22 protein-coding genes and 1 pseudogene are annotated in these 23,885 nt (G+C 69.1%); 14 read left to right on the top strand and 9 right to left on the bottom strand.

All coding sequences use genetic code 11. The features are described from left to right. Window positions 1-28 precede the first annotated feature (28 nt). Window positions 29-436 carry a RidA family protein gene (locus AB0A65_RS01715; protein ID WP_359944578.1) on the bottom strand — a complete coding sequence of 136 codons (408 nt, stop codon included), beginning with the start codon at window positions 434-436 and terminating at the stop codon, window positions 29-31. Between the two features lie 303 nt (window positions 437-739). Here AB0A65_RS01715 and AB0A65_RS01710 point away from each other — a divergent pair, with 303 nt between their 5' ends. Next, on the top strand, window positions 740-1,942 hold the full coding sequence (locus tag AB0A65_RS01710; protein ID WP_359944575.1) for an alanine racemase: 1,203 nt from the start codon (window positions 740-742) through the stop codon (window positions 1,940-1,942). Window positions 1,943-1,963: 21 nt separating this feature from the next. On the opposite strand, the gene AB0A65_RS01705 is transcribed toward AB0A65_RS01710, so the two are convergent. Then, a complete protein-coding gene (locus tag AB0A65_RS01705) occupies window positions 1,964-2,368 on the bottom strand; it encodes a (deoxy)nucleoside triphosphate pyrophosphohydrolase (protein ID WP_359944572.1) in 405 nt (134 codons plus the stop codon). Window positions 2,369-2,807: 439 nt separating this feature from the next. On the opposite strand from AB0A65_RS01705, the gene AB0A65_RS01700 reads away from it, so the two are divergent. Then, a complete protein-coding gene (locus AB0A65_RS01700; protein WP_359944569.1) occupies window positions 2,808-3,161 on the top strand; it encodes a pterin dehydratase in 354 nt (117 codons plus the stop codon). 161 nt (window positions 3,162-3,322) lie between these two features. On the opposite strand, the gene ychF is transcribed toward AB0A65_RS01700, so the two are convergent. Further along, window positions 3,323-4,396 carry a redox-regulated ATPase YchF gene (gene ychF, locus AB0A65_RS01695; RefSeq protein WP_359944566.1) on the bottom strand — a complete coding sequence of 358 codons (1,074 nt, stop codon included), beginning with the start codon at window positions 4,394-4,396 and terminating at the stop codon, window positions 3,323-3,325. A 60-nt stretch (window positions 4,397-4,456) separates the two neighbouring features. Next, complete coding sequence (locus AB0A65_RS01690; protein WP_359944564.1) at window positions 4,457-4,879, bottom strand: hypothetical protein; 423 nt, start codon at window positions 4,877-4,879, stop codon at window positions 4,457-4,459. 119 nt (window positions 4,880-4,998) lie between these two features. Between AB0A65_RS01690 and AB0A65_RS01685 the strand changes: the two genes are divergently transcribed. From AB0A65_RS01685 to AB0A65_RS01675, 3 genes are all read left to right on the top strand, one after another. Further along, entirely contained in the window at window positions 4,999-5,565 is a 567-nt protein-coding gene (locus AB0A65_RS01685; RefSeq protein ID WP_359945549.1) for a TetR/AcrR family transcriptional regulator, read from the top strand. A gap of 77 nt (window positions 5,566-5,642) precedes the next feature. Next, a complete protein-coding gene (locus tag AB0A65_RS01680) occupies window positions 5,643-6,089 on the top strand; it encodes a MarR family transcriptional regulator (RefSeq protein WP_359944561.1) in 447 nt (148 codons plus the stop codon). 12 nt (window positions 6,090-6,101) lie between these two features. Next, a complete protein-coding gene (locus AB0A65_RS01675; RefSeq protein ID WP_359944558.1) occupies window positions 6,102-6,530 on the top strand; it encodes an organic hydroperoxide resistance protein in 429 nt (142 codons plus the stop codon). Between the two features lie 77 nt (window positions 6,531-6,607). Here AB0A65_RS01675 and AB0A65_RS01670 read toward each other — a convergent pair. From AB0A65_RS01670 to AB0A65_RS01660, 3 genes and pseudogenes are all read right to left on the bottom strand, one after another. Then, a pseudogene (locus AB0A65_RS01670) lies at window positions 6,608-7,360 on the bottom strand (succinate dehydrogenase/fumarate reductase iron-sulfur subunit); the annotation flags it as partial. Beyond that, on the bottom strand, window positions 7,357-9,252 hold the full coding sequence (locus AB0A65_RS01665; protein ID WP_359944555.1) for a fumarate reductase/succinate dehydrogenase flavoprotein subunit: 1,896 nt from the start codon (window positions 9,250-9,252) through the stop codon (window positions 7,357-7,359). The pseudogene AB0A65_RS01670 and the gene AB0A65_RS01665, both read right to left, overlap by 4 nt. Before the next feature lie 10 nt (window positions 9,253-9,262). Further along, on the bottom strand, window positions 9,263-10,066 hold the full coding sequence (locus tag AB0A65_RS01660; protein WP_359944552.1) for a hypothetical protein: 804 nt from the start codon (window positions 10,064-10,066) through the stop codon (window positions 9,263-9,265). A gap of 168 nt (window positions 10,067-10,234) precedes the next feature. On the opposite strand from AB0A65_RS01660, the gene mshB reads away from it, so the two are divergent. Beyond that, entirely contained in the window at window positions 10,235-11,116 is an 882-nt protein-coding gene (mshB, locus tag AB0A65_RS01655; protein ID WP_359944549.1) for an N-acetyl-1-D-myo-inositol-2-amino-2-deoxy-alpha-D-glucopyranoside deacetylase, read from the top strand. 56 nt (window positions 11,117-11,172) lie between these two features. Beyond that, window positions 11,173-11,439 carry a hypothetical protein gene (locus AB0A65_RS01650; protein ID WP_359944546.1) on the top strand — a complete coding sequence of 89 codons (267 nt, stop codon included), beginning with the start codon at window positions 11,173-11,175 and terminating at the stop codon, window positions 11,437-11,439. A gap of 40 nt (window positions 11,440-11,479) precedes the next feature. Here AB0A65_RS01650 and AB0A65_RS01645 read toward each other — a convergent pair whose 3' ends face one another. Together AB0A65_RS01645 and AB0A65_RS01640 are read right to left on the bottom strand one after the other, a co-directional pair. After that, window positions 11,480-13,114 (bottom strand): hypothetical protein, encoded by a 1,635-nt coding sequence (locus AB0A65_RS01645; protein ID WP_359944543.1) that lies wholly within the window; start codon window positions 13,112-13,114, stop codon window positions 11,480-11,482. A gap of 104 nt (window positions 13,115-13,218) precedes the next feature. Then, the gene (locus tag AB0A65_RS01640; RefSeq protein WP_359944540.1) at window positions 13,219-14,136 is read right to left on the bottom strand and encodes a hypothetical protein; all 918 of its coding nucleotides are present in this window, start codon (window positions 14,134-14,136) and stop codon (window positions 13,219-13,221) included. A 497-nt stretch (window positions 14,137-14,633) separates the two neighbouring features. Between AB0A65_RS01640 and AB0A65_RS01635 the strand changes: the two genes are divergently transcribed. From AB0A65_RS01635 to AB0A65_RS01605, 7 genes are all read left to right on the top strand, one after another. Next, window positions 14,634-14,906, top strand: coding sequence for a pilin (locus AB0A65_RS01635; RefSeq protein ID WP_359944537.1), 273 nt, complete (start codon window positions 14,634-14,636; stop codon window positions 14,904-14,906). A 170-nt stretch (window positions 14,907-15,076) separates the two neighbouring features. Beyond that, window positions 15,077-16,768 carry a type IV secretion system protein gene (locus tag AB0A65_RS01630; RefSeq protein ID WP_359944535.1) on the top strand — a complete coding sequence of 564 codons (1,692 nt, stop codon included), beginning with the start codon at window positions 15,077-15,079 and terminating at the stop codon, window positions 16,766-16,768. Then, a complete protein-coding gene (locus AB0A65_RS01625; RefSeq protein WP_359944532.1) occupies window positions 16,768-17,646 on the top strand; it encodes a PrgI family protein in 879 nt (292 codons plus the stop codon). The genes AB0A65_RS01630 and AB0A65_RS01625 overlap by 1 nt, the downstream gene beginning before the upstream one ends. Then, entirely contained in the window at window positions 17,643-19,376 is a 1,734-nt protein-coding gene (locus tag AB0A65_RS01620; RefSeq protein ID WP_359944529.1) for a DUF87 domain-containing protein, read from the top strand. The genes AB0A65_RS01625 and AB0A65_RS01620 overlap by 4 nt, the downstream gene beginning before the upstream one ends. Then, window positions 19,373-20,419, top strand: coding sequence for a M23 family metallopeptidase (locus AB0A65_RS01615; RefSeq protein ID WP_359944526.1), 1,047 nt, complete (start codon window positions 19,373-19,375; stop codon window positions 20,417-20,419). Before AB0A65_RS01620 ends, AB0A65_RS01615 begins: the two co-directional genes overlap by 4 nt. Further along, window positions 20,416-22,746 carry a type IV secretion system DNA-binding domain-containing protein gene (locus AB0A65_RS01610; RefSeq protein WP_359944523.1) on the top strand — a complete coding sequence of 777 codons (2,331 nt, stop codon included), beginning with the start codon at window positions 20,416-20,418 and terminating at the stop codon, window positions 22,744-22,746. The genes AB0A65_RS01615 and AB0A65_RS01610 overlap by 4 nt, the downstream gene beginning before the upstream one ends. Continuing rightward, window positions 22,743-23,579 carry a replication-relaxation family protein gene (locus tag AB0A65_RS01605; RefSeq protein WP_359944520.1) on the top strand — a complete coding sequence of 279 codons (837 nt, stop codon included), beginning with the start codon at window positions 22,743-22,745 and terminating at the stop codon, window positions 23,577-23,579. The genes AB0A65_RS01610 and AB0A65_RS01605 overlap by 4 nt, the downstream gene beginning before the upstream one ends. Window positions 23,580-23,885 lie beyond the last annotated feature (306 nt).

Below are 23,885 nucleotides of genomic sequence, written 5' to 3'. Positions count from 1 at the left end.
GCGCCCCTCCCCGTCGGCAAAAGTCCGGCTAGTCTACGCAGGCCAGGGCGTCGACCTCCACCAGCATCTCGGCCCTCGGGAGGGTGCAGATGACGGTGGTGCGGCACGGGAACGGCGCGGCGGCGCCGATCTTCTCTTCGAGGAACGCCTCGTAGACCTCGTTCATGGCGGCGAAGTCGGCGCGGTCGGCGAGGTACACGCGGAGCGTCATGACGTCGGCCATCGTGGCGCCGCCCGCCTCGACGATCGCGGCGACGTTGTCGAGCGTGCGCCGGGTCTGGGCCTTCACGTCGCCGGGGAAGAGGTACTCGCCGGTGGCCGGGTCGACCGGGCCCTGCCCGGAGACGGTGAGCAGCGGGCCCTTGCGGACCCCCTGCGGGAAGGCGTGCGCGGGGGCGGGAGCGGCGTCGGTGCGGATCGCGATCTTCTCGGTCATATAGTGAAGATACCTTCCAATAAGCGGCGGCCCGACCAACGGCGGTGAACCCATGAACCACACCAGGCGCAACCCACCCTCCGCGAAGCCCGATCCGGCCGCGGAGCCCCACCTGGTCGCGAAGCCCGATCCGGCCGCGGGGTTCCGCCCGGCTGCGGCCCGCGGCGCGGCCGACCGCCGGGCCCGGCTCAGCCTGCCGATTGCGCAGGCCCGCCCGACCCCGGCCCGCGCGCGGGCCGGTCGTCGGCTCGGCCCGCACCCCGCGGAACCCTGCTCCACCGCGGTCCCCGGCGGGGCCGGTCGATGATGATGGACACCGCGCGCCTCGACGCGCTCCGCGACGAAGTCCTCGACTTCCGCCACAAGGGTGTCCCGGCCGCGGCCCACGGGCTCACGGTCGGCGAGTGGATCGCTTCGGGGCCCCCCACCCCCACCCTCCCCACCCCCCTCGTATCGATATCGGACCAGGCGCTTGAGCACAACCTGCGGGCCATGGCCACGTGGTGTGCCGAGCGGGGGCTTGCGCTCGCCCCCCATGGCAAGGCCACCATGGCCCCGCAGTTGTGGCGGCGTCAGCTGGATGCTGGCGCTGCCGCGATTACCGTCGCCACCTCCTTCCAAGCCGGCGTGGCCCGTCACTTCGGCGTGCCCCGCATCGTGATCGCCAACCAGATCGCCGATCCGGCCGAGCTTGCACGACTAAGCGTATGGGCTGGTCAAGGCACTGCCATCGGACTCTTTTCCGAAACACCCCTGACTTTCGTCAGGGGTACCGGCGCCGCGCCGCTGGACGTGTACGTGGAGCTCGGTAGCCCCGGAGGCCGGGCCGGGGCGCGGAGCATCGCCGAGGCGCTGGCCGTCGCCGCGAAGATCGAGGCCGACCCGCACCTGCGGCTCGCCGGGGTCGCCGGTTACGAAGGCGCCGTGGCGAGCGGGACCGATGCCGCCTCGATCGCCGCGGTCGACCACTACCTGGGCGACCTCGTGACCCTGTTCGAGGCATTGGACTTCCAGACGGACCGGCCCGTCCTCAGTGCCGGGGGCAGCGCCTACTTCGACCGCGTCGCCGCGATCCTCGGACCGCTCGCCGACCGGGCCGAGGTGCTCCTGCGGTCGGGCTCCTACCTCGTCCACGACCACGGCTTCTACGCCCGCATGACCCCGACCGCGCGCGGCGGCGACGGCCCGGAGCTGCGCCCGGCCCTCGAAGGGCGCTCGCGCGTGATCTCAAGGCCCGAAACGGGACTGGCGATCCTCGACGGCGGCCGCCGCGACTTCCCCTACGACCAGGATCTTCCGATCCCCTTGGGACTCAAGGGTACGGAGTGTCCGCAGATCAGCGACCAGCACCTGTTCCTCACGGGGGCGGTCGACCACCTCGCCGTCGGCGATGTCGTGCGTCTCGGGCTCTCCCACCCTTGCACCAGTTTCGACAAGTGGCTGCTGCTGCCCGTCGTGGACGAGGAGGCCGGGACCGTCGTCGACGCCGTCCAGACCTTCTTCTAGAACCCTGGGATGACGGGGGCTTCAGGCGCCCAGCGCCTCACGGATCGCGTCGACCGCCGGGCGGTTGCCCGGGAGCCACGGGACCGAGTCGAGTTCCTCGGGCGCGAGCCAGCGCAGTTCGGCGTGCTCCTTCGCGAGCGGCTCGCCGCCCGCGAGGTCGGCGTAGTAGACGCGCAGGAGGTAGCGGCCGTCGCCGGTGGAGAGGTCGCCGGTGACGCGTTCCCCGACGGTGATGTCGACGCCGAGCTCCTCGCGGCATTCGCGGCGCAGGGCCTCGGCCTCGGTCTCGCCGGGTTCGAGCTTGCCGCCGGGGAACTCCCAGAGCCCGGCGAGTGCGGGCGGGTAGGCGCGGGCGGCGGCGAGGATGGTGCGGCCGTCGCGGATGGCGGCGCCGACGACGATGCGGGGCGTGCTTGCTTCGCTCACCGGCAGGAGTCTAGGGGCAGGGGCCCGGAAGCGACGGATGGGTCCGTTGCCGTGCTGAAGGCGTTTCGTTATCTTTCGTACGAACGATGACGATGCGTGATTGCTAGTGAGCATCCTGTTGTTCATACGTTCGGTTGATATCGCATGGGCCGGGTGGTCAGGAATCGTGTCCGTCGGCACAGAACCAGACAAGAACTGTCCATGAATTTCCGGTATACCCGATTAATCCCGTTTGCCGGTCTGGACAGAAGCTGAACAACGCGGAAGACTCGGTTCAGAAATGATAAAGATCCGGCGACAATTCAGACACGAACGCCCCTCGTGACTGCCGGATCGCTGTCAGACCAACCTTACTGATCGGTCGCGGCCCTGCTCCGGCAGGGCGCAGCTCTGCTGGACGCGGCACTTCGGAACGGCGACGACGGATGGCGATGGTGCCATGGGGAGAACGGAGCAAGACGACAACGTGCTGCTGGATGCACTGAGGGAGCTCAACGGTTGGGTAGCGGACGACGGCCGCCTCTCGCGGTCGCTGCCGCTCGACGACTCCCAGCACGCCGAGCTCGCGGAGCAGATCAAGATCTTCGCCGACACGCTCGGCGTCCGCCCGGACGTGCGGCGGACCGACGAGGCCACGCTCATCGTGCTCGCCCGTGAAGGCGGGTTCAGCCTCACCGACGTGACCTTCGCCGGACGCGTCGAGACCGCCTACATCACCATGGCCGGGGACCTCGCCTCCGAGGAGACCGGCCTCGCCAAGGGCCGCTTCCGCTGGCTCAGGCGCGGCGAGTAGCGACCGGCCCGCACGCTGCACGAGCGGCGGACCACCACCCAACGAGGTGGCAACGACAAGGCGGACCGCCGGGAACCCCACCTCCCGGCGATCCGCCGAAACACACGAAGGCCCGCACACTGTGCGGGCCTTTCGCTTGCGACGGGGACGCGCCCCGCCGGTCAGACGTTGAAGCGGAACTCGACCACGTCGCCGTCGGACATGACGTAGTCCTTGCCCTCCATGCGGACCTTGCCCGCGGACTTGGCGGCCTGCATCGTGCCGGCCTCCACCAGGTCGTCGAAGGAGACGATCTCGGCCTTGATGAAGCCGCGCTGGAAGTCGGTGTGGATCTCGCCCGCGGCCTCGGGGGCGGTCGCGCCCTGCTTGATCGTCCAGGCGCGCGTCTCCTTCGGCCCGGCCGTGAGGTACGTCTGGAGGCCGAGGGTCGCGAAGCCGACGCTGGCGAGGCGGTCGAGGCCCGGCTCGGTCTGACCGGTGGACTCCAGGAGCTCCAGGGCCTCGGCCTCGTCGAGGTCGATGAGCTCGGACTCGAACTTCGCGTCGAGGACGACGGCCTGCGCGGGGGCGACGAGGGCGCGGAGCTTCGCGGCCAGCTCCTCGTCGGCGACCTGGTCCTCGTCCACGTTGAAGACGTAGATGAAGGGCTTCGCGGTGAGCAGGTGCAGGTCGTACAGCAGCTCGGTGTCGAGCCCGGCGGCGAAGACGGTGCGGCCGGAGTCGAGGACGGCCTGCGCGGCCTGGACGGCCTCCAGCTTCGGCTTGGCGTCCTTGCTCATGCGCGCCTCGCGCTCCAGGCGCTTCATGGCGTTCTCGACGGTCTGGAGGTCGGCGAGGATCAGCTCGGTGTTGATCGTCTCGATGTCGTCCACGGGGGAGACCTTGCCGTCGACGTGGGTGACGTTCCCGTCCTCGAAGACCCGCACGACCTGCGCGATGGCGGAGGTCTCGCGGATGTTCGACAGGAACTGGTTGCCCTTGCCCGCGCCCTCGGAGGCGCCCTTGACGAGCCCCGCGATGTCCACGAACGTGACGGTGGCCGGGAGGGTCTTCTCCGAGTCGTAGATCTCGGCCAGCTTCGGCAGCCGGTCGTCGGGGACGGCGACGACGCCGACGTTCGGCTCGATCGTCGCGAACGGGTAGTTGGCCGCGAGGATGTCCGAGCGGGTCAGCGCGTTGAACAGCGTGCTCTTGCCGACGTTGGGCAGGCCGACGATACCGATGCTGAGTTTCACGAGAACCGATTCTAGGCGGGGCCGCGCCGCGGGCATGCGGCGCGACCTCGCGATGTGGGCTCAGGCGGCCAGGAGGCCGACGCCGAGCGTCAGGGTCCCGGCCGCGAGGCTCACCGCGCCCGCGTAGAGGAGCGCGACGGCCTTGTTCGGCTCGGTGCGGCCCTTCCCGGCCATCGAGGCGAAGAACCCGCCGGACATGAGGATCGCGGCGGCGGGGATCCCGGCGCGGGCGATCCAGCCCCAGGCGCCTTCGAGCCCCGTGGCGTCGGCGAGGACGAGGCCGATGAGGCTGAAGATGACGAGGACGCCGGCGTGGGCGTGCCCGGCGCGGGAGAAGGACTTCTGGAACTCGGTGAAGGGCACCTTGCCGCTGGCGATCCGGACCAGGAAGGTGCCGCCGAACTCGATGGTGACGACGGTGAGCAGGACGATCCCGGCGAGGAGGCGGGAGGCGTCGCTCAGGGCGAAGGCGGACTCGAACATCAGGGGGCTTCCAATCTCGTGGCGGTTCTGATCTGAAGGTACTCAGATGTCTTGACAGTGTCAAGTTAAAATCTTGACAGTGACCAGTGGTGTTTGACACTGTCAAGATCCGCGGTACAGTGGTCACCGTGACCGACCGCTACCACCACGGGGACCTCCGCCGCGCCCTCATCGACGCCGCCGTCGAGGCCGTCGCCGAGGCCGGCCCGAGCGCCCTGAGCCTGCGCGCCGTCGCCAAGCGCGCCGGCGTCTCGCACGCCGCACCCGCCCACCACTTCGGCGACAAGGCCGGGCTCCTCACCGCCGTCGCCGCCGAGGGCTTCGACCGCTTCGCCGACGCGCTCGAACGCGCCTGGGAGTCCACCGGCGACTTCCACGCCGTCGGCGCCGCCTACGTCCGCTTCGCCATCGACCACAAGGCGCACTTCGAAGTCATGTTCCGACCCGAGCTCCTCCACGCCGACGACCCCGACCTCCTCCGCGCCGAGACCCGCTCCCGCGAGGCCCTCCACCGCGGCACCGGGGCCGTGCCGGGCGCCGTGTTCAACGTCCGCGCGCTGGCCGCCTGGTCGCTCGCGCACGGCTTCGCCGAACTCCTCATCGCCGGGAACTTCCCTCCCGGCGTGACGGAGCACCCGGAGGAGGCGTTCAAGGCCGTCGCCACCGCCACCCTCCTCGGCGAGTAGCCACCGGTCCGGCGACCGACCGGAGCGTCACGCCAATTTAAGTTGTACACAACTGAGTTGTGCGCTATCTTTTTCTCATGGACGCGACACCGAGACTCCGCGAGCAGGCGTGCTTCGCCATGTACGCCGCCTCCCGGGCGGTCGTCGGGCTGTACCGCCCGATGCTCGACCGGCTCGGGCTCACCTACCCGCAGTTCCTCGTCCTCATGCTGCTGTGGGAGGCCGACGGCCGCACCGTGGGCGACATCGCCGAGGAGCTCCAGCTCGACTCGGGCACCGTCTCGCCGCTGCTCAAGCGCCTGGAGGCCGCCGGTTTCGTCGAGCGCCGCCGCGAATCGGGCGACGAGCGCCGCGTCACCGTCCACCTCACCGCCAGCGGTGCCGAGCTGGAGAGCCAGGGCTGCGAGATCACCCAGGTGGTCGGCTCCGCCTCCGGCATGTCGTACGACGAGCTGATCGCCCTGCGCGACCGGCTCAACCAGTTCACCGCATCCGTCAGAAACCGCGAAACCGCTTCCGAGTAAAGGGGAAACACCATGGAACCGCTCTACGTCGCGCACGCCGTGTCCTCCGGTGAGGGCCGCAACGGCCACGTCGCCACCGACGACGGCCTCATCGACCTCGACCTCGCCATCCAGAAGGAGCTCGGCGGCCCCGGCGGCCTCACCAACCCCGAGCAGCTCTTCGCCGCGGGCTACGCCGCGTGCTTCCACAGCGCGCTCCAGGCAGTCGCCCGCGCCGCGAAGGTCGACCTCGGCGCCTCCTCCGTGGAGGCCAGCGTCGGCATCGGCAAGGAGGGCGAGGGCTTCGGCCTGAACGCCATCCTGGAGGTCTCGACCCCCGGCGCCCCCCGCGAGACCGCGCAGGCCCTCGTGGAGAAGGCCCACCAGGTCTGCCCGTACTCCAACGCCACCCGCGGCAACATCGTCGTGGAGATCGACCTCGTCCAGGCCGCCGGAGAGTAAGGCGCGCAGAAGAAGCACAGACGGAAAGGGCGGCCCCGGAGTCCGGGGCCGCCCTTCACGCGTCCTTAAGCCGAGGTCTTCCCCTTGCGGAAGATCTTGCGGCCCAGCCACACGAGCGGGTCGTACCGGTCCCCGGCCACGCGCTCCTTCATCGGGATGATCGCGTTGTCGGTGATCTTGATGTGCTCCGGGCACACCTCCGTGCAGCACTTCGTGATGTTGCAGTACCCGAGCCCCTGCTCGTCCTGCGCCGCCTCGCGCCGGTCGTCCCGCGCGTCGAGCGGGTGCATGTCGAGCTCGGCCGCGCGGATGAACAGGCGCGGGCCCGAAAACGGCGGCTTGTTCTCCTCGTGGTCGCGCACCACGTGGCAGGTGTTCTGGCACAGGAAGCACTCGATGCACTTGCGGAACTCCTGGCTCCGCTCCACGTCGACCTGCTGCATCCGGTACTCGCCCGGCTTCAGGTCCGCGGGCGGCGCGAACTGCGGCATCTGCCGCGCCTTCTCGTAGTTGAACGACACGTCGGTGACGAGGTCGCGCACCACGGGGAACGTGCGCAGCGGCGTGATCGTCACCGGCTCGCCCTCCTCGAAGACGTTCATGCGCGTCATGCACATCAGCCGCGGCATCCCGTTCACCTCAGCCGAGCACGAACCGCACTTGCCCGCCTTGCAGTTCCACCGCACCGCCAGGTCCGGGGCCTGCTCCGCCTGGATGCGGTGGACCACGTCGAGGACGACCTCGCCCTCGTTCACGGCGACGTCGAACTCGGCGAAGTCGCCGCCCTCGGCGTCGCCCCGCCACACCCGGAAGGTCCTCGTGCTCATCAGGCGTCCTCCGCTTCCGTCCGGTATTCCTCGGGGGTCATGTACTTCGAGAGCTCACTGGTGTCGAAGAGCCCCAGCAGCTCCGGGGTCATCGACGGCACGTCCTGCCGCGCCAGGGCGACGCCGCCGTCGCCGTCGAGCGCGGCCACCAGGTTGACCCGGCGCCACTCGGGGTCCATGCCCGGCGCGTCCTCGCGGGTGTGCCCGCCGCGCGACTCGTCCCGCTCCAGCGCCGCCTTCGCCGTCGCCACCGAGCAGACGAACATGTTCCGCAGGTCCAGCGCCAGGTGCCAGCCCGGGTTGTAGGCGCGCCCGCCCACGGCCGTCACGTTGTCGATCCGCGGCTTCAGCGCCTCCAGTTCGGTGAGTGCCTCCTCCAGCTCCGGGGCCTTGCGGATGATCCCCACGAGCCGCCCGTTGACCGCCTGGAGCGCCGCCTGGAGCTCGTACGGGTTCTCCCCGTCGTTCCCGAACGGCCGCAGCGCCTCCGCCTGCGCCGCCGCGATCTCCGCGTCGGTCAGCTTCGGCGGTTCCGAGGCCGTGGCGTGCTCCGCCGCGAACTCCCCGGCCCGCTTCCCGAACACCAGCAGGTCCGACAGCGAGTTGCCGCCCAGCCGGTTCGAGCCGTGCATGCCGCCCGAGACCTCCCCGGCCGCGAACAGCCCCGTCACCTTGGACGACGCCGTCTCCGGGTCGACCTCGACGCCGCCCATGATGTAGTGGCAGGTCGGGCCCACCTCCATCGGCTCCGACGTGATGTCCACATCGGCCAGCTCCTTGAACTGGTGGTACATGGACGGGAGCCGCTCGGTGATGTACTCGGCGCTGCGCCGCGACGCGATGTCCAGGAACACCCCGCCGTGCTCGGTGCCCCTGCCCGCCTTCACCTCCGAGTTGATCGCCCGCGCCACCTCGTCGCGCGGCAGCAGCTCCGGCGGGCGCCGGTTGCCGTCCGGGTCGGTGTACCAGCGGTCGCCCTCCTCGGGGTTGTCGGCGTACTGCGCCTTGAACACCTCGGGGATGTAGTTGAACATGAACCGCTCGCCGTCGGAGTTCTTCAGCACGCCGCCGTCGCCGCGCACCGACTCCGTCACGAGGATGCCGCGCACCGAAGGCGGCCACACCATCCCCGTCGGGTGGAACTGGATGAACTCCATGTTGATGAGGCTCGCCCCGGCCCGCAGCGCCAGCGCGTGCCCGTCGCCCGTGTACTCCCACGAGTTCGACGTGACCTTGAACGACCGCCCGATCCCGCCCGTCGCCAGCACGATCGCGGGCGCGGTGATCGCCATGAACCGGCCGGTGCCGCGCCGGTACCCGAACGCGCCCTTCACCTTCCCCTGCTCGATGAACAGCTCGGTGATGGTCGTCTCGTCGATGACCTGGAGCTTCTCCTCGCCCTCCCCGGCGGCCTCGTCGTCCTGCTGGAGCGAGACGAGCTTTTGCTGGAGGGTGCGGATGAGTTCGAGGCCGGTGCGGTCGCCGACGTGGGCGAGGCGCGGGTACTCGTGGCCGCCGAAGTTGCGCTGGCTGATCTTCCCGTCGGCGGTCCGGTCGAACAGGGCGCCGTAGGTCTCCAGCTCCCAGATCCGGTCGGGCGCCTCCTGGGCGTGGAGCTCGGCCATCCGGTAGTTGTTGAGGAACTTGCCGCCGCGCATCGTGTCGCGGAAGTGGACCTGCCAGTTGTCGTTCGAGTTCACGTTGCCCATGGCGGCGGCCGCGCCGCCCTCGGCCATGACGGTGTGCGCCTTGCCGAACAGGGACTTCGAGATGACGATGACGGTCTTGCCGGCCAGGCGCGCCTCGACGGCCGCGCGGAGGCCGGCGCCGCCCGCGCCGATGACGAGGACGTCGCAGGCGAGGTGCTCGACGTCGTTGATGTCGTTGTCGCTCATACGTTTCCCCTTAACCGATGAACCGGAGGTCGGTGATCCACCCGGCGGCCACGGCCATGACGTAGAAGTCCGTGAGCGCCAGGGACGCCAGCGTGATCCACGCCCACATCATGTGGCGGGCGTTGAGGGCGCTGGAGAGCGTCCAGAACCGGTACCGGACCGGGTGCTTCGAGAAGTGCTTGAGGCGCCCGCCCATGACGTGGCGGCACGAGTGGCAGCCGAGCGTGTAGCACCAGAGCAGGACCACGTTGGCCCACAGCACGAGGTTCCCCAGGCCGAGGCCGAACCCGTCGGGGGAGTGGAGCGCGAGGATCGCGTCCCACGTGTTGATGACGGAGATGAGGAACGCGGCGTAGAAGAAGTACCGGTGGAAGTTCTGGAGGATCAGCGGGAAGCGGGTCTCGCCGCTGTAGCTCGTGTGCCCGTCGGGGACGGCGCATGCGGGCGGCGACAGCCAGAACGACCGGTAGTACGCCTTCCGGTAGTAGTAGCAGGTCAGCCGGAACACCAGCAGGAACGGCAGGCTCAGGGCGGCGTAGGGGATGAGCGGGTGGTCCGGGAGGAACCGTCCGAAGTGGGCGGCTTCGGGGACGCAGCCGGTGGAGACGCACGGGGAGTAGAACGGCGTCAGGTAGTGGTAGTCGGCGACCCAGTAGTCGCCTTGGTAGAAGACGCGGAACGTCGCGTAGGCGACCCAGGCGGTGATGCCGAGAACCGTCAGGATCGGGCCGCGCCGCCAGTTGTCGGTCCGCAGGTTCCGCGCCTTGATCGCGGCCCGCGGCGACGAGACGGCGCTGTCTTCGGTCGTGGTCATCAGCGCAGGATAGCCCTGATCCCGTGACGTAAGTGCATGGGGTACATCACAATTACGAGCTTTTCTCTTACTGGGACTGTAGATTGCAAAGTTTCATTTGAGCACTCCGCGTGTCTCGTGGGGCGCATGAGCAACCGGCCCGCCCCTCCCGCCGATAGGCTTGGGCCCATGAGCGCACGCGGGATCCTGTTCGTCCACGCCCACCCCGACGACGAGACGGTCTCCACCGGGTCGACCCTCGCCCACTACGCCGCCCGCCCCGACGTGCACCTCACCGTCGTCACCTGCACCCTCGGCGAGGAGGGCGAGGTCCGCGTCCCCCACCTCGCGCAGCTCGCCGCGAACGAGGCCGACCAGCTCGGCGGCTACCGCTACTGGGAGTACCGGCAGGCCACCGCCGCGCTCGGTGTGGAGGACGCGCACTTCCTCGGGGGAGTGGGGCGCTGGCGCGACTCGGGGATGATGGGCCTGCCCTCGAACGACCATCCGCGGGCGTTCTGGGGCGCCGACGTCGAGGACGCGGCCGCCGACCTCGTCGCGGTCGTGCGCGACCGCCGCCCGGAAGTGCTCGTCACCTACGACCCGGTCGGGTTCTACGGCCACCCCGACCACGTCCAGGCCCACCGCGTCGCGATGCGCGCCGCCGACCTCGCCGCCGATCCGGCCTGGCGCCCCGACCTCGGTGAGGCCCACGAGGTGCGCAAGATCTACTGGACCACCGTCCCCCGCGCCGTCATCGAGGCGCAGTTCGCGGCGTTCGCGGGTGCGAGCGACAACCCGTTCGCGGACGCCGCGTCCGTGGACGACCTCCCCTTCGGGTCCCCTGACGAGGAGATCCACGCGTGCATCACCGCGGGGCCGACCGCCGCCGAGAAGAAGCGCGAGGCCATGGCCGCGTACGCGACCCAGATCGCCCCCGGCGACTGGCTCGACGTCCTCGGCGACAAGCTCGGGGACGGCGCGGTCGCCGCCGAGCACTACATCCTGGTGAAGGGCGAGAAAGGGCCCGGAGAGGGCCCGAACGACTGGGAGTCCGACCTGCTCGCGTGAACCGCGGGGCCGGGAACGGGGAGAGCGCGCCCCGTTTGGTCGCTTATTCGAACACGTTGACGCAGGTCGTCGCCCTGCATGAGGGGTTGGAACGCCGGTTTGGCACGCCGCTGTGCAATATCGCGTCCAGTTCTGCACTCACGGCCGATCCCCGAACGCCGAGGTCGCTGCACCAGCGCTTGACCCCGATTGAGGTCGAAGCTCTCGTCGCGGCCTTCCACGCGGGGGCGCGACAGCCTGCGCTGGCCGACCGCTACGGCATCGGCCTGACCAGCGTCAAGAAACTCATCCGCGAGGCCCGCCGGGAAGACTTGACCCGATGAGGTCAGTGAAACTCGACGGATCACAGCTGTCCGCTGGCTTTCATGTCAGAAACCGGATTGGCAGGACTGAGAGTTTCCTGGCCCCGTTGATTTGGTTCGCGAGGGTGAGAGCCTCTGCGTGTGACGCACCGAGGTCTTGCTGTGCTTCCACGCCGTTGAGCTTGGCGGGCAGATATCGGCCGATCTCTCCCGTCAACCGTGCCGAGACGCGCTCGTCACCATGGTGGAAGCAGATCACGTCTCCTGCCACCAGATTCTGGAACTCATCGCGGCCACGGTCGACGTGCACGGTTGCTGTCCCTGCCTGGAGCCTTCGGAACGTGGCCTCATCAATCTCGACGTGCGAGGTCGACCATGCGATGGTCGCCAAGGAATGCGTGTGCTGCTGGTACTTGCTGCTGCGAGACAGTCTGGTGAAGGCGGCCTCGGGAGCGTCGGCCTGCCTGAGCATGATCATGACGTAGAGCCACAGGGCGACATGCGCATGCAGGTTGAGATTCTGGTGCTGGTCGCCCCACTTGCCGGGGTTGCTGTGACCTTCAAGGTTCCGGGCGGACTTGGCGGCGTTCGCCCATGATTCAGTCCACTGGTCTAGCAGGTTCCGCATGGGATCGCCAGCCTGCTGGATGAGGAAGGTGAGCTGCCGCTTGTAGTCTTTGACCTGGTCAGGATCCGAACCAGGCCACTCGCGGAACACCGCTTCGAGCGGGAACAACCTGAGCATGGTCTTCATCTCGATGAACTGTGGTGGCTGGTGGATCGTGGACATGATCCGGGCGTTGGCGAAGTCGTTTCGGGCTAGGACGCTGACAAGCCGTCCCAGCCCGCCGACCCCACCGAGGTCGGAAATCGTGAACAGAGGATCGAAGCCTTTGAGGGTCCGATCGATATCGACGGACGTCTTCATCTGGCGCCATCGGTATCGGATAGGGATGTGAACGTCTCCGTTAGGCGACTCGGTCTTGGCGTCTTCGTGGAACAGGTGGATGGAGATCATGCCCGAAGCGCGCTGCGTCGCCAGTGCCACAACGTCACGCAGGTAGGTTGCCAGTTGAGTTATGTCGTCAGCGGTCTTGGGCGAAGCGAAATCTAGGACGATTTCATGGCTTTGGCGCACTATCCGTTCGCCGGGGTGAGGGGTCTCAAGCTGGTAGCGGTCGTTGATCGCGATGGTTCCGTGTTCGAACGGCTCGGGGCCTAGCGTGCCGACTTCGACGGCGAGCTCGAACCCTTGAATTCCTGTCTTACCCTCGTTGAGGAGGTGTCGTTCTTGGAAGCCATTGAGACCGGAAATGAGCTGGAGGTTCTCAACCTGGATCGCTGCCTTAAAGAAACGAGTCTCTTCGTCGCCTGTGAGTTCGATGCCGTCGTATGCTCTTTGTACAGACATGACCTTTCGCACGAACGGTTCCGGGCGGACCCCGCCAATTGTGGTCGTGGTGCCGTTGGTGTTCCTGCATCCCTCAAGTGTTATGTAACGGCTGCTCGATGCGCCGAGGATCCGATCGTATGAATCGGCTCCTGAAAGCATGAACCCGTTGAACGGGTTCTCGAACGTCCCGCGAAGTCGCAATTCAATCCTGCCGTCTTCCTTGAAGATGCAGTCGCCGTGGACCTTACGTTCCGGCGCTTCAGGCAGCCAGAATTCGCCTTCGAAACGGTCGAGTTCCACCATTATTTCTCCTCGTCAATCCGTGGTCGGACCAGATATGAACTCTATCAACGCCCGTCCGACGCACGGATTTGACCGTGTCCGATAAGGCCATTAGAAATCTGCTATCAGCGTTCGGCATAGAAGCGCGGATCGGTGTTGTTTTGGATTTCCTTATCCACGTGCTCGGCAGTGTCCTTCTGACGGCCTCGTCTGACCTGGGCGCTGATGGGGCGGCCGAGTTCGATGGTGAGCCAGGCGGCGAGGCGGTGGCGGACGGCGGCTCTCCAGCGGTCGAGGGCGTCGGGGCTCAGACCGTGTGCTTCGGCCCAGTCGCATGCATATTGGCCCTCGAGGTAGGTGTCTTGAATCATCTCGGACTCCTCCTGGGTGATCGCGCCGTCGGCGACGGCGCGGGCCAGGACGAGGTCGACGTGGCCGAAGCTCTCGCGTGGCGGGTGGGATTCGTAGACGTCTGACGAGAGCCGTTCCTGGTAGCGGTAGACCTCCTTGGTGTAGCGGCGGGCTTCGGTATGGGCGGCGTTGCACAGGCGCCTGACGAGGTAGGGCGCGGCGAGGTCCTCGGTGCCGATGGCGGCGGTGAAGCCCTCGATGGCTGCAGACTCGATGTCGGCGCGATCAGTTGAGTCGGGTGCGAACTTCTCGGCCCGGCGAACGGCGTTGCGCAGGCCGTGCAGGGCCAGGCCGGCGCAGACGAGGGTCCACGGTGCGGCCTCGGTGCGGGCGAGGCCGACCAGGTGCGCCCAGAGGCGGTCCTTGACTTCCTGGGTGACGCCGCGCCCGATGACGAAGCCCTTGGCTTCGGTGAAGGTCAGTTCTCGGTCAGGCAGGCCGGTGATGCCGGTGGCGTCGATGGCGATCTCGCCGGTGGTGCCCTCGGCCTCGGCGAAGTACTCGGCGATGGCCTCCAGCGGTGTGGCGGTGGTGCGCATGGCGTGCTCCTCGGTGAACGGTTCGAGACCGGCGGCCTCGGTGTCCTCCCAGGTAGCGCGCGCACCCGAGGGTGCGTCCAGTCGCCTGCGCACCCCACGCCTTGGGCGCGCGCACCCTGCGCCGCGCACCCTCACCTCCGGCCCGCGCACCCTTGCCGCGCACCCCGCGCACCCTCCCCGAAGATGCTGCCGAGCCGGCACTTTGGGTGCGCGCACCCGGCTGGCGGTGGTTTCGATCTGGCCGCGTGGTTTCGGCCTGTCGGGTGCGTGGGAGGTGCGCGCGCACCCGCGGAAGAGCCCGCGCACCCTGCCATACCCCTGTGAGTCGGCCGCAGGAGTGCCGGCTTGGGCTCTCGCCGGTGCGGGTGCGGTCCAGGCATCTGGAAGTGCATCCGACATCTGAGGAGGTGGTGTCTCTCCGGCACCGACCCCGCTGACGCGGGAGCCCGGTCGGCCCGGTCTTTCCCTCGGGCCGACCCCAACGGCTTTTCGCGCCGGGGGTGCGGGACGTGGGAACGGCTCACCAGAAACGCAGGGCTCGCCGAGCTCGATGGCTGCCGCCGGTCGCGGCAGCGCTCGCAGGGGCCACCGTGCTGGTGCTCGCGACGCCGGGAGTGGCGTGGGCGGACACCGAGCAGATCGTCACGGTGCTGAACAACCTCAGGATCTGGGTCGTCGGCATTGCCGGGACGGTCGTGGCGGTCATGCTCACGATCGCCGGCCTGCGCTACCTACTCGCCAGTGACCCATCAGAAACCGAGAAGGCGAAGACGGCCCTCAGAGCGGCCGCTATCGGCTTCGCGATCGTGCTGCTCGCGATTCCGTTCGTCGAGATCCTGAAAGGGATCCTGACCTATGAATAGCCGTGTAGCCCTCATCCAGAGCATTCTACTTCTCCCATCTCGCAGGTTCTTGTGCCGTCGGGTCATGTCATTTCTTGGCGCCTACTCCCCTCGCCTCGAATGTGTTGCTTCGCGCGGAGTGTGTGTCATTGACGTGATGCCTGAATCGAAAGACGAGGCGGTGTTTGATCATGCCTGATTGGCTGGTTGAAGCGCTCGAAGGATTCCTCGAATTCTGGCAGGGCATCTTTGGCGACATCCGCAGCGGGCTTATCAGCTTCCTGCTGGATATGGACTGGATCCATCTCTCGAATCTGTCCTGGGTGACGGGCCAGCCCCTCGCAACGGAGTTCTTGACCCTGGCATATGTCGGTTACGGACTCGTCATTGTCGTCGGCGGCCTCATGGTCATGTCTCACGAGTCAATACAGACCAGGTACACCATTCGCGAGATCGCTCCCCGGCTCGTTGCTGGTCTGCTCCTAGCGGGGTTGTCGGCGACGCTGGTACAGCAGGCAATGGACGTCAACAACAGCATCGTCGACGGATTCAGCACCATTGAGCACGACGCGGGCGGCAGCGGTGTCGAGGAGCTCGAAGACTTCCCCAACAAGCTCGATCCCGACGCGTGGTGGAACGCCGAAGCAGACTACGCCGATTGCGTCGAAGAGGAAGGCGAAGACTCTCCCTCCTGCGAGAAACCGAATGTCACGGTCGACATCCTGTGGATTCTCCTCACCACCATCTGCCTCTTGGTATTGATCTTCACCGCATTCATCCGCAACATCGTCTTCTTCTTTCTGGTGGTGTGCGCGCCGGTCGCCCTGGCGTGCCACGGCCTGCCGGTCACCGAATGGGCCGCGACGCTGTGGTGGCGGATGCTCGGCGCGTGCATGGCCTCCTCGATCGGCCAGGCCGCACTGGTGTGGGTATGGGTGAAAATGACATACGGCTTCTATTGGGGCCACCTCTTTCACATCCAGGTCGTTCACCTCTACCTCCTCGTCATCGTGTGGATGATGTGGAAAGTCCACCAGCAGGCATTCCGCATCGCGCGCGGCCGACCACTCTCGATCCCCGGCTCCCGGCTGGTGGGCGCGCTGGTGATGTCGAAGCTCATGGACGGTGTCGGTCGCGGTGAGTCGCGCCGCAAAAGCGACCAGCGCCGACCGGGACAACAACCGCCGAATCAGCCTGGGGACCGCTTCTCTGATCTGCCGCCCGAACCGCCTGGTTTCGGCGAGTGGGCCGGGTTCCGCAACGACGTTGATTCCCGCCCGGCGCAGACCGCTGTGACCTCGCCAGCGCCCGAGACCGGGCGGCAGTCACCGATGCAGGACGCCGCCCCGGTCGGTGTCGACGGGAGTCCGGTCGTCGGTGGCAGCTCTGCACCGTACACGCCGACCGCCGATGCCCCGCCGCGGCGGCAGCCGAGCGGTGGTGTGGTGTCTTCGCCGTTGGATGACGCCAGTCCTGATCCCGCTGCGGGGACCCGCCCCGCACCGGAGCCCGATCCGTTGGCGGGGGTGCCGGACGGCACCCTCATCGAACGGCGCGAGGCACCGCCGGTCGTCCAGGTCCGCCGGGACGAAGTAGTCCCGCTCGCGCAGCGGCGCCAGGAAGCCATTGAGGCGACTCAGCGCCGTGCTGAGGAGGAGGAGGCCCAAGGAGAGCAGGCGCGGGCTCGGGCCGAGCAGCAGCAGGCCGACCTGCGTCGCAAGGCGCAAGCGGCGATGGCGCGCATGGCGGCCGCGCCGGGCGCCAGGTCGCATACCGTCCCCGCCGCGGGCGAGGCTCATGCCGCGCCACCCCCGTCGGCAGGTAGGGCACCGGGCTTGGGTCCGGCCCTGGACCAGCAGCGCCTTGAGGGTGGTGAGCGGTGATGGAACGCGGAGTCTACGTCCCGGCCGATCTCGACTTGCCCGACAAGGTCTTGTTCAACCTCACCGCCCGTCAGGTCGCCGTTCTCGCTCCGGCGGCGCTGGCCCTGTGTGGCCTGTGGCAGGCCCTGGCCGACCAGGTCCACCCGGTGCTGTTGCTGCTGGTCTCCGCGCCGTTCGCGGCGGCGGCGCTCGCTCTTGCCCTCGCGCGCCGGGACGGCACGACGTTGGACCGGCTGGTGTGGGCGGCGATGCGGTCCCCGCGCCGGCCGCTCGCCGCCGGGCTCCCCGAGCCAGATGCTGTGCACGCCGCTGCAGCCGTGGCAGGGCGCAAGGGCGGACTGAGCCGGGTCCGTCCGGTCCCGGCCACGGTGGACGGCGTCGACAGCGATGGCGTCATCGACCTCGGCGGGCAGAGCGCGGTCGCGGTCGCGGCCGGGTGCGTCAACTTCGACCTCCGCTCGGACTCAGAGCAGGCCGCGCTGTGCGAGGCGTTCGCCCGCCTGCTGCACACCCTGGAGGGTCACCTGCAGGTGTGCGTGACGCAGCGGCCGGTCGACCTCACCGGCTACCTCGCCGGCCTCGACACCCAAGCCGCCGCGCTCGCGACAGGACCGCTGCAGTCTGCCGCCGAGGCGCACCGCACCTGGCTCGCCTCACTGACCGCCGGCCATCAGCTGCTGGGCCGCGAAGTCACCGTGATCGTCGCCGGCCCCGACCCCGAAGCAGCCACCCGGGCCGCAAGCCAGGTGGAGGCGTTCTGCGGCCAGATCGGCACCGACGCCCACCGCCTGGACCGCGCCTCGCTCGCCGAGCGCATCCGGTTCGGTCTCGACCCGTTCGGCACCGCCGACGCCGCCTTCGGGAGCTGGTCACGATGAACCGCAACCTGTTCAACCACCGCCGTACCCGCACCGCGCTAGAGGCCGACCTGTGGCCCGACACCGCTCTGTTCGAGATGCGCCGGGTCCGGATCGGCGACTCGTGGGCCGCGGTTCTGTTGGTGACCGGCTACCCGGCGACCCTGCCGTGGGGCTGGGCCGCGCACTTGGCGGTGCCGGGCTCGCGCGTCTCGCTCGCCCTCCACCTCGACGGCGTCCCTGCGCAGGTCGCGGCGATGCAGTTGCAGCGCAGGCGTTCCCGGTTCGAGTCCCAGCGCCGCTACCAGGCGGTGCGTGGCCGTCTCGACGACCCGGCCGTGGAAGCCGCCGCCGCGGACGCGGCCGACCTCGCCGCGCACGTCGCCCGCGGCCACTCCCAGCTCCACCGCCAGGCGGTGTACCTGACGGTGCACGCCGAGACCCCGGCCGAGCTGGATTTGGTGTGCGCGCGGGTCCGGTCGCGGGCGGCGGCGGCGATGATCGACGTCCGCCCGGCCACGGCCAGGCAGCTGCCCGGGCTGGTCGCGACCGTCCCGTTTGGGACCGACCCGGTCGCGGCCACCCGGACGGTCGACACGCCCACCGCCGCGGCGGCCTTCCCGTTCGCCTCACCGGACATGGACGGCCCCGTGCCCGACTCAGCGGTCCTGTATGGAGTGAACCTGTATTCGGGGTCGCCGGTCATGTGGGACCGGTGGGCATCCATGGACAACCACAACTCCGTCACCATCGCCCGGTCCGGGGCGGGCAAGTCCTACCTGACGAAGACGACGATCCTGCGCGAGCTCTACCAGGGCGTCCGAGTGGTCGTGCTCGACCCCGAGTCCGAATATCTCGCCCTCGCTGCGCACGTCGGCGGCACCGTCCACCGCCCCGGCAACCCTGGTGCGCGCTTGAACCCCTTGGCGATGCCGGCCGACGGCGAGGACGACGAGTTCGCACGCCGACGCCTGTTCGTCGGCACGGTGGTGGAGACGCTGCTGGGCGAGAAACTCACCGGCGCCGAGGCCGCCGTACTCCAACGGGCGACCGCCGCCTGCTACGAGGCGGCCGGAATCAGCGAAGGTCGGGCCACGTGGGCTCGGCGGGCCCCCGCGCTGGCCGACGTGGCCGCCGTCCTTGCCACCGACGGTGCCGGTGCCGATCTCGCCGCGCGCCTCGACCCGTGGGTCGGGTCCGGCACCGTCTTCGACACCAGCGACACCGCTTTCGCACCGGCGGGTGCGCGCTCGCCGCTGGAGGTGTGGGATCTGGCCTCGGTGCCGCCGGAGTTGGCCCCGGTGGTCACGCTGCTGGCCCTCGACCAGATCTGGCGCTCCCTGCGCCTCGGTGGGCCCCGGACCCTCGTGGTCGTGGACGAGGCGTGGCTGATGCTGCGCACCGGCCAAGGCGCTGCCTGGCTCTCCCGCCTGGCGAAGTCGGCCAGGAAAAGGAACTGCGGGCTCGCGGTCGTCACCCAGGACGCCGAGGACGTCACCGGCTCCGAGCTCGGACGCACTGTCATCCATAACGCGGCCACCCAGCTCATCATGCGCCAAGCCGCGCAAGCGATCGACGCCGTCGCGCAGGCGTTCAAGCTGACCGCCGCGGAGACCGCGCTCATCGGCTCGGCCCGCCTGGGCGAGGGCCTCATCCTGGGCGGGGGCCACCATGTAGCCTTCCGCGCGATCGCCTCGCCCGAGGAACACCGCCTCGCCCTGACCGGCCTGTCCGCCGGGAGCCGGTCATGAAGCGGCTCTTGGTGATCGGCGTGCTCATCGCGGTGGTCGCGGCCGGGTGCATGATCGTCGCCCTCGGCGCCGTCCAACAGGACCGCCACCACGCGATCGGCGCCGGCGGCTCCTGCAGCGCCGGCGACGTGGACCTGGAGGACGTCGCCGCCGCGCTCGGTGACGGCTACGGCACAACGCAAGCAGGCCACGCCGCCACCATCTGGGAGACCGCAGCAGGCCGCGGCCTGCCCGAACAGGCGGTCGTCGTCGCGCTCGCAACCGCCATGCAGGAGTCGGGCATCAGGGTACTCGCCAACCCGGCCGTCCCCGCCAGCTACGACCTCCCGCACGACGGCGAAGGCTTCGACCACGACTCCATCGGCATCTACCAGCAACGGCCCCATTGGGGTCCAGTCCAAGTGCTCATGGACCCGGCAGGCAGCGCCGGACTGTTCTTCGATGCGCTCGAGCGCATCGACGGCTGGGAAGACCTCCCGGTCACCGTTGCCGCCCAGAAGGTCCAGGTCTCCGCGTACCCGGATGCCTACGCCGATGACGAAGCCGGCGCACGAGCCGCCGTCAAGGCGATCGGCACCTGCGAGTGGATCCACCCTGTCGAAGGGTTCGGAGTCAACTCCGGCTGGCGCACGAGCGAACGCCCGCAGCACAACGGCGTCGATCTGGGGGCGCCGCGCGGCACCGCGATCCTCGCCGCCTCCGCCGGCGAAGTGGTCACCGTCGTCTGCAACGCCCACAACGGGGCTGGACGCCAACTCTCCTGCGACGTCGATGGTTCCCCCATCATCATGGGCTGCGGCTGGTACGTCGAGATCGCCCACGCTGGTGGAGTCCTCACCCGCTACTGCCACATGGGCTCCCGACCCAGCGTCAGCGTCGGTGACCGGGTCGCCGCGGGTGACCTCCTCGGCTATGTCGGCTCCTCCGGGCGCTCCAGCGGCCCCCATCTGCATCTGGAGGTGCACCGCAGCCACCAACCGAGCTTCGACACCGCGATCTCCCCTGTCGACTTCTTTGCGGGGAAGTCGGTGGAGCTGGGATGAACCCGTTCACTGATCTCGTCGCGGGCCTGAACATCCCGGTCGGAGTGTTGGCGTCGATCGGTGTCCTCGCCGCCGCGGTGCTGTCGCTGTTGATCCTGCGCGCCAGTGCCCGTCGCAGCAACGCGGCCGCGTGGCGGGACGGGGCCCGGTACGTCGTCATCGAGGCCCCGCCGGAAGTCGAGGCGAAGTCGGCGGTGCTGGCGTGGAACCACCTGAGTGCGATCGAGCACGGCCGGTGGCGGCGCTGGTGGTCGGGACAGCCGCACGTGATCTTCGAGTACTGGTTCACCGGTGCCCGGCTGACGGTGCGGATCTGGGTGCCCGGCACTGTGGCGACGAGCCAGGTGGTGCACGCGGTGGAGGCGGCCTGGCCCGGTGCGGTCTGCACCGTTGTCGACGCCGAACCGCCCCTGCCCACCGGGGACCGGGTCAGTATCGAGGGCGGTGCTTTCCGTCCGGCGAAGCGCGGCGTGGGTGCGCTGCCGCTCGTGGCGGGGATCGAGGCTGGTGAGGTGTTGCGCGGTCTGGTCGCCGCGGGCACTTCCAACCGGGCTGGCGACGTCCGCGTCGTTCAGGTCGTCGCCCGCCCGGCGGGCAGGGCTCAGGTGGGTCGGGCGGCCAAGACCGCTGCGGGACCGAAGGCCGGAGGCTCACTGTTGGGGGAGGTCCTCGACCTGGTCACTCCCGGGACCGGACACCACCCAAGGACCAGGAACGCGGTCCGTGAACCGGGATGGATCACCCAGCACCGCAAGCAGGTCGCCGACCGTCTCGCCTCAGGCGCGCTGTGGACGATGCAGGTCCGCTACGCCACCGCCACCACCGCAGGCAAGCCGGGGGCGGTCGCTGCGGCCCGGGACCTCGCCGCCGGGACGGCCGCCGTGCTCGGCGGCGCGTGGCGGCGCCAGAAGCACCGCTCTATCGGTGCGGCGGTGAACTCGTGGGCGGGCGGGGCGGGGGTGCTGGTCTCGGCCGCCGAGCTCGCCGCCGTCGCCCATGTCCCGGCCGACGCCGTCATGCCCGCGCTCGCCCGCGCTGGGGCCCGCCCGGTCGCTCCTGCCCCCGAGGTGACCTCGGGTGGCCGGGGTACGAAGACTTTGGGGGTCGCGGCGGTCTCGGGCCGCAAGGTCGGCCTGGCCGCTGCGGACGGGCGCTACCACGCGCATCTGATCGGCGCGACCGGCTCGGGCAAGTCCACACTCATGGTGAACATGATCTTGCAGGACATCCGCGACCGGCGTGCCGTGGTGGTCCTCGACCCGCATGGCGATCTCGTGCGCGACGTCCTCGACCGGCTCGACCCCGCCACCGCAGCCGGGCGCCTGGTCCTCATCGATCCCGCCTCCGATGCCCCGCCGCCGGGCCTGCCGCCGGTCGTGCGCGCCCCGGATGCCGAGATCGCCATCGACTACCTGGTCGGCATCTGGCGCATGCTCTGGCCCGACCACTGGGGGCCCCGCGCCGACGACATCGCAAAGCAGGCCCTGCGCACCCAGGCCCAACTCCAGCAACGGGACCTCGCCGGGCTCTCGGCGCTGCCGATCATCCTCGGCGACAGGGAAGAACGCGCGCCCCTGGTGACGAACATCAGGGACGACGAGGTCCTGCGCGGGTTCTGGAAGTGGTTCGATGCCCTTCCTATCGGCGTCCAGACCCAGGCGTCGGGGCCGGTGCTCTCGCGCCTGCGCACCCTTCTGTCGCGCCGGTTCATCCGCGACACCATCGGCGACCCGCTCGAGCAGTACTGCATCGACCTGCCCCGGGCACTGGACAATGCCGGGATCATCCTCGCCCGGCTCCCCAAGGGCGAGCTCGGCAATGACGCGGCGAAGTTCCTCGGTTCTAACATCGCCGCGCAAGTCTGGCAGGCCGTCCTGCCACGCCAGGCGCAGCCGATGGAGGCCCGCCGCGACTGCGTCCTGTACGCCGACGAGGGCCACAACTGGCTCCAGTTCCCCCAGATCCTCTCCGACATGTTCGCCGAGGCCAGGAAACTGAAGCTCTCCTTCGTGTTCGCCCACCAGCACCTCGGGCAACTCCCCAAGGAACTCGCCGAGACCCTCGATGCGAACGCCCGCACCAAGATCATCTTCTCGACCTCGCCCAAAGACGCGAAAGCCCTTGCCGCGCACACCCTCCCGCACCTGGACGATCACGACCTCATCCATCTCGGCGCCTACACGGCCGCGTGCCGCACCATCGCCGCCGGAGCGCCACTGCCGGCCTTCACCCTCCAGACCCTGCCGCTGCCCGACGCCGTCGGGGACGCCGACACCATCCGCGCCGGTGCGGCCCGCCACCGTGCCTTCACCTGGGAGAACGCATGAACACCAGCCGCCGCAGCCGCACTGATGCCGAAGCGCTGTCAGGGCTCGCCGCCCGCCTCACTCCCCGCGACTACACGCTCCTGGACTTCCTGGCACGCCACCGCATCGCCACCGCCGCTACTATCGCGGCGATCTTCTTCACCAACCGCCGCCGCGCCGCCTTGCGTATCCAGACCCTCACCGATCTGGGCCTACTCACCCGCTCTCGAGTCCCCGGATCCGGGGCGTACCGCTACACCCTTGCCTGGGCCGGTGCCGCGATCCATGCCCTGCGTACCGGAGCTATGCCGCCTAGCCGCGCCGAGGCTGCCTGGGGGGCACAGCGCCTCTTCCACTCCGCGCACCGCCCGCACAAGGAAGCCGTCAACGGCTTCATCGCCCACCTCCACCTCGACGCCCGCGCACGCGGCGGCGTCCGCGTGACCGAATGGCTCAACGAGGCTGAGGCCAGCGCCGAGATCATCGGCGCCCGCCCTGACGCGGCCGGCACCGTCGCCTGGGATGAGGGACGGATCTTGCGGTTCTGGTTCGAGCTCGACCGCGACACCGAACCGATCAGCGCCCTCGCCGCCAAGATCGCTCGCTACAAGACCGGCCGCCTCGCCGGTGTGCTCGGCGACCGCGTCCTCCTTTTCGGCCTGCCTGACGTAGCCCGCCTCGCCGCGCTCGAACGGGCCTGCCCCGCCACCGGCGACCTGACGGTCGCCGCCACCGTCGCCCGGGGCGTCCCCCAAACCAGTGACCTCTACGGCGGCGACAACGGCCTCCTGTCCGACGACCTGTGGCGAGTGCTGGGCGGTACGTGGACGAGTCTGGCGTCGCTGGCGCGCTGAACCGCCCACCAAGACCTGGTCCAGATGCAGGGGTCCACATCAAGGGTGCCAACAGGGCAGCCAATGACCCGTCCACCCATGAGGTCCCGCGCACCCTGCGTTCGCGCACGTCACGCCCGCAATCCTGATCGATCTATCAGGGTGAATATATGGTCATATACCCGCAGGCCCCGGCCCAGGCCGGCTCTGGTCAGCTTCGTCAGCTCCTCCGATCCTCTCAGTCCGCCCCGCGTCCCCATTCCCGCAACTGATCCGATCAGCCGACGGCCCATCGTCCTTGGGGCCGTTGGGGCCGCACTGATGCCT

The organism is Glycomyces sp. NPDC047010, from assembly GCF_040644205.1.
Lineage (GTDB): Bacteria > Actinomycetota > Actinomycetes > Mycobacteriales > Micromonosporaceae > Glycomyces.
This window is presented reverse-complemented; position numbering and strand designations above follow the sequence as displayed.

Coding starts and splice junctions, on each gene's coding strand:
- AB0A65_RS01610 (WP_359944523.1), top strand. CDS start 20,416: ATGAACCCGTTCACTGATCTCGTCGCGGGCCTGAACATCCCGGTCGGA.
- AB0A65_RS01625 (WP_359944532.1), top strand. CDS start 16,768: ATGGAACGCGGAGTCTACGTCCCGGCCGATCTCGACTTGCCCGACAAG.
- AB0A65_RS01715 (WP_359944578.1), bottom strand. CDS start 436: ATGACCGAGAAGATCGCGATCCGCACCGACGCCGCTCCCGCCCCCGCG.
- AB0A65_RS01665 (WP_359944555.1), bottom strand. CDS start 9,252: ATGAGCGACAACGACATCAACGACGTCGAGCACCTCGCCTGCGACGTC.
- AB0A65_RS01680 (WP_359944561.1), top strand. CDS start 5,643: ATGGACGCGACACCGAGACTCCGCGAGCAGGCGTGCTTCGCCATGTAC.
- AB0A65_RS01645 (WP_359944543.1), bottom strand. CDS start 13,114: ATGGTGGAACTCGACCGTTTCGAAGGCGAATTCTGGCTGCCTGAAGCG.
- AB0A65_RS01620 (WP_359944529.1), top strand. CDS start 17,643: ATGAACCGCAACCTGTTCAACCACCGCCGTACCCGCACCGCGCTAGAG.
- AB0A65_RS01605 (WP_359944520.1), top strand. CDS start 22,743: ATGAACACCAGCCGCCGCAGCCGCACTGATGCCGAAGCGCTGTCAGGG.
- AB0A65_RS01700 (WP_359944569.1), top strand. CDS start 2,808: ATGGGGAGAACGGAGCAAGACGACAACGTGCTGCTGGATGCACTGAGG.
- AB0A65_RS01690 (WP_359944564.1), bottom strand. CDS start 4,879: ATGTTCGAGTCCGCCTTCGCCCTGAGCGACGCCTCCCGCCTCCTCGCC.
- mshB (WP_359944549.1), top strand. CDS start 10,235: ATGAGCGCACGCGGGATCCTGTTCGTCCACGCCCACCCCGACGACGAG.
- AB0A65_RS01660 (WP_359944552.1), bottom strand. CDS start 10,066: ATGACCACGACCGAAGACAGCGCCGTCTCGTCGCCGCGGGCCGCGATC.
- AB0A65_RS01615 (WP_359944526.1), top strand. CDS start 19,373: ATGAAGCGGCTCTTGGTGATCGGCGTGCTCATCGCGGTGGTCGCGGCC.
- AB0A65_RS01710 (WP_359944575.1), top strand. CDS start 740: ATGATGATGGACACCGCGCGCCTCGACGCGCTCCGCGACGAAGTCCTC.
- AB0A65_RS01630 (WP_359944535.1), top strand. CDS start 15,077: ATGCCTGATTGGCTGGTTGAAGCGCTCGAAGGATTCCTCGAATTCTGG.
- AB0A65_RS01675 (WP_359944558.1), top strand. CDS start 6,102: ATGGAACCGCTCTACGTCGCGCACGCCGTGTCCTCCGGTGAGGGCCGC.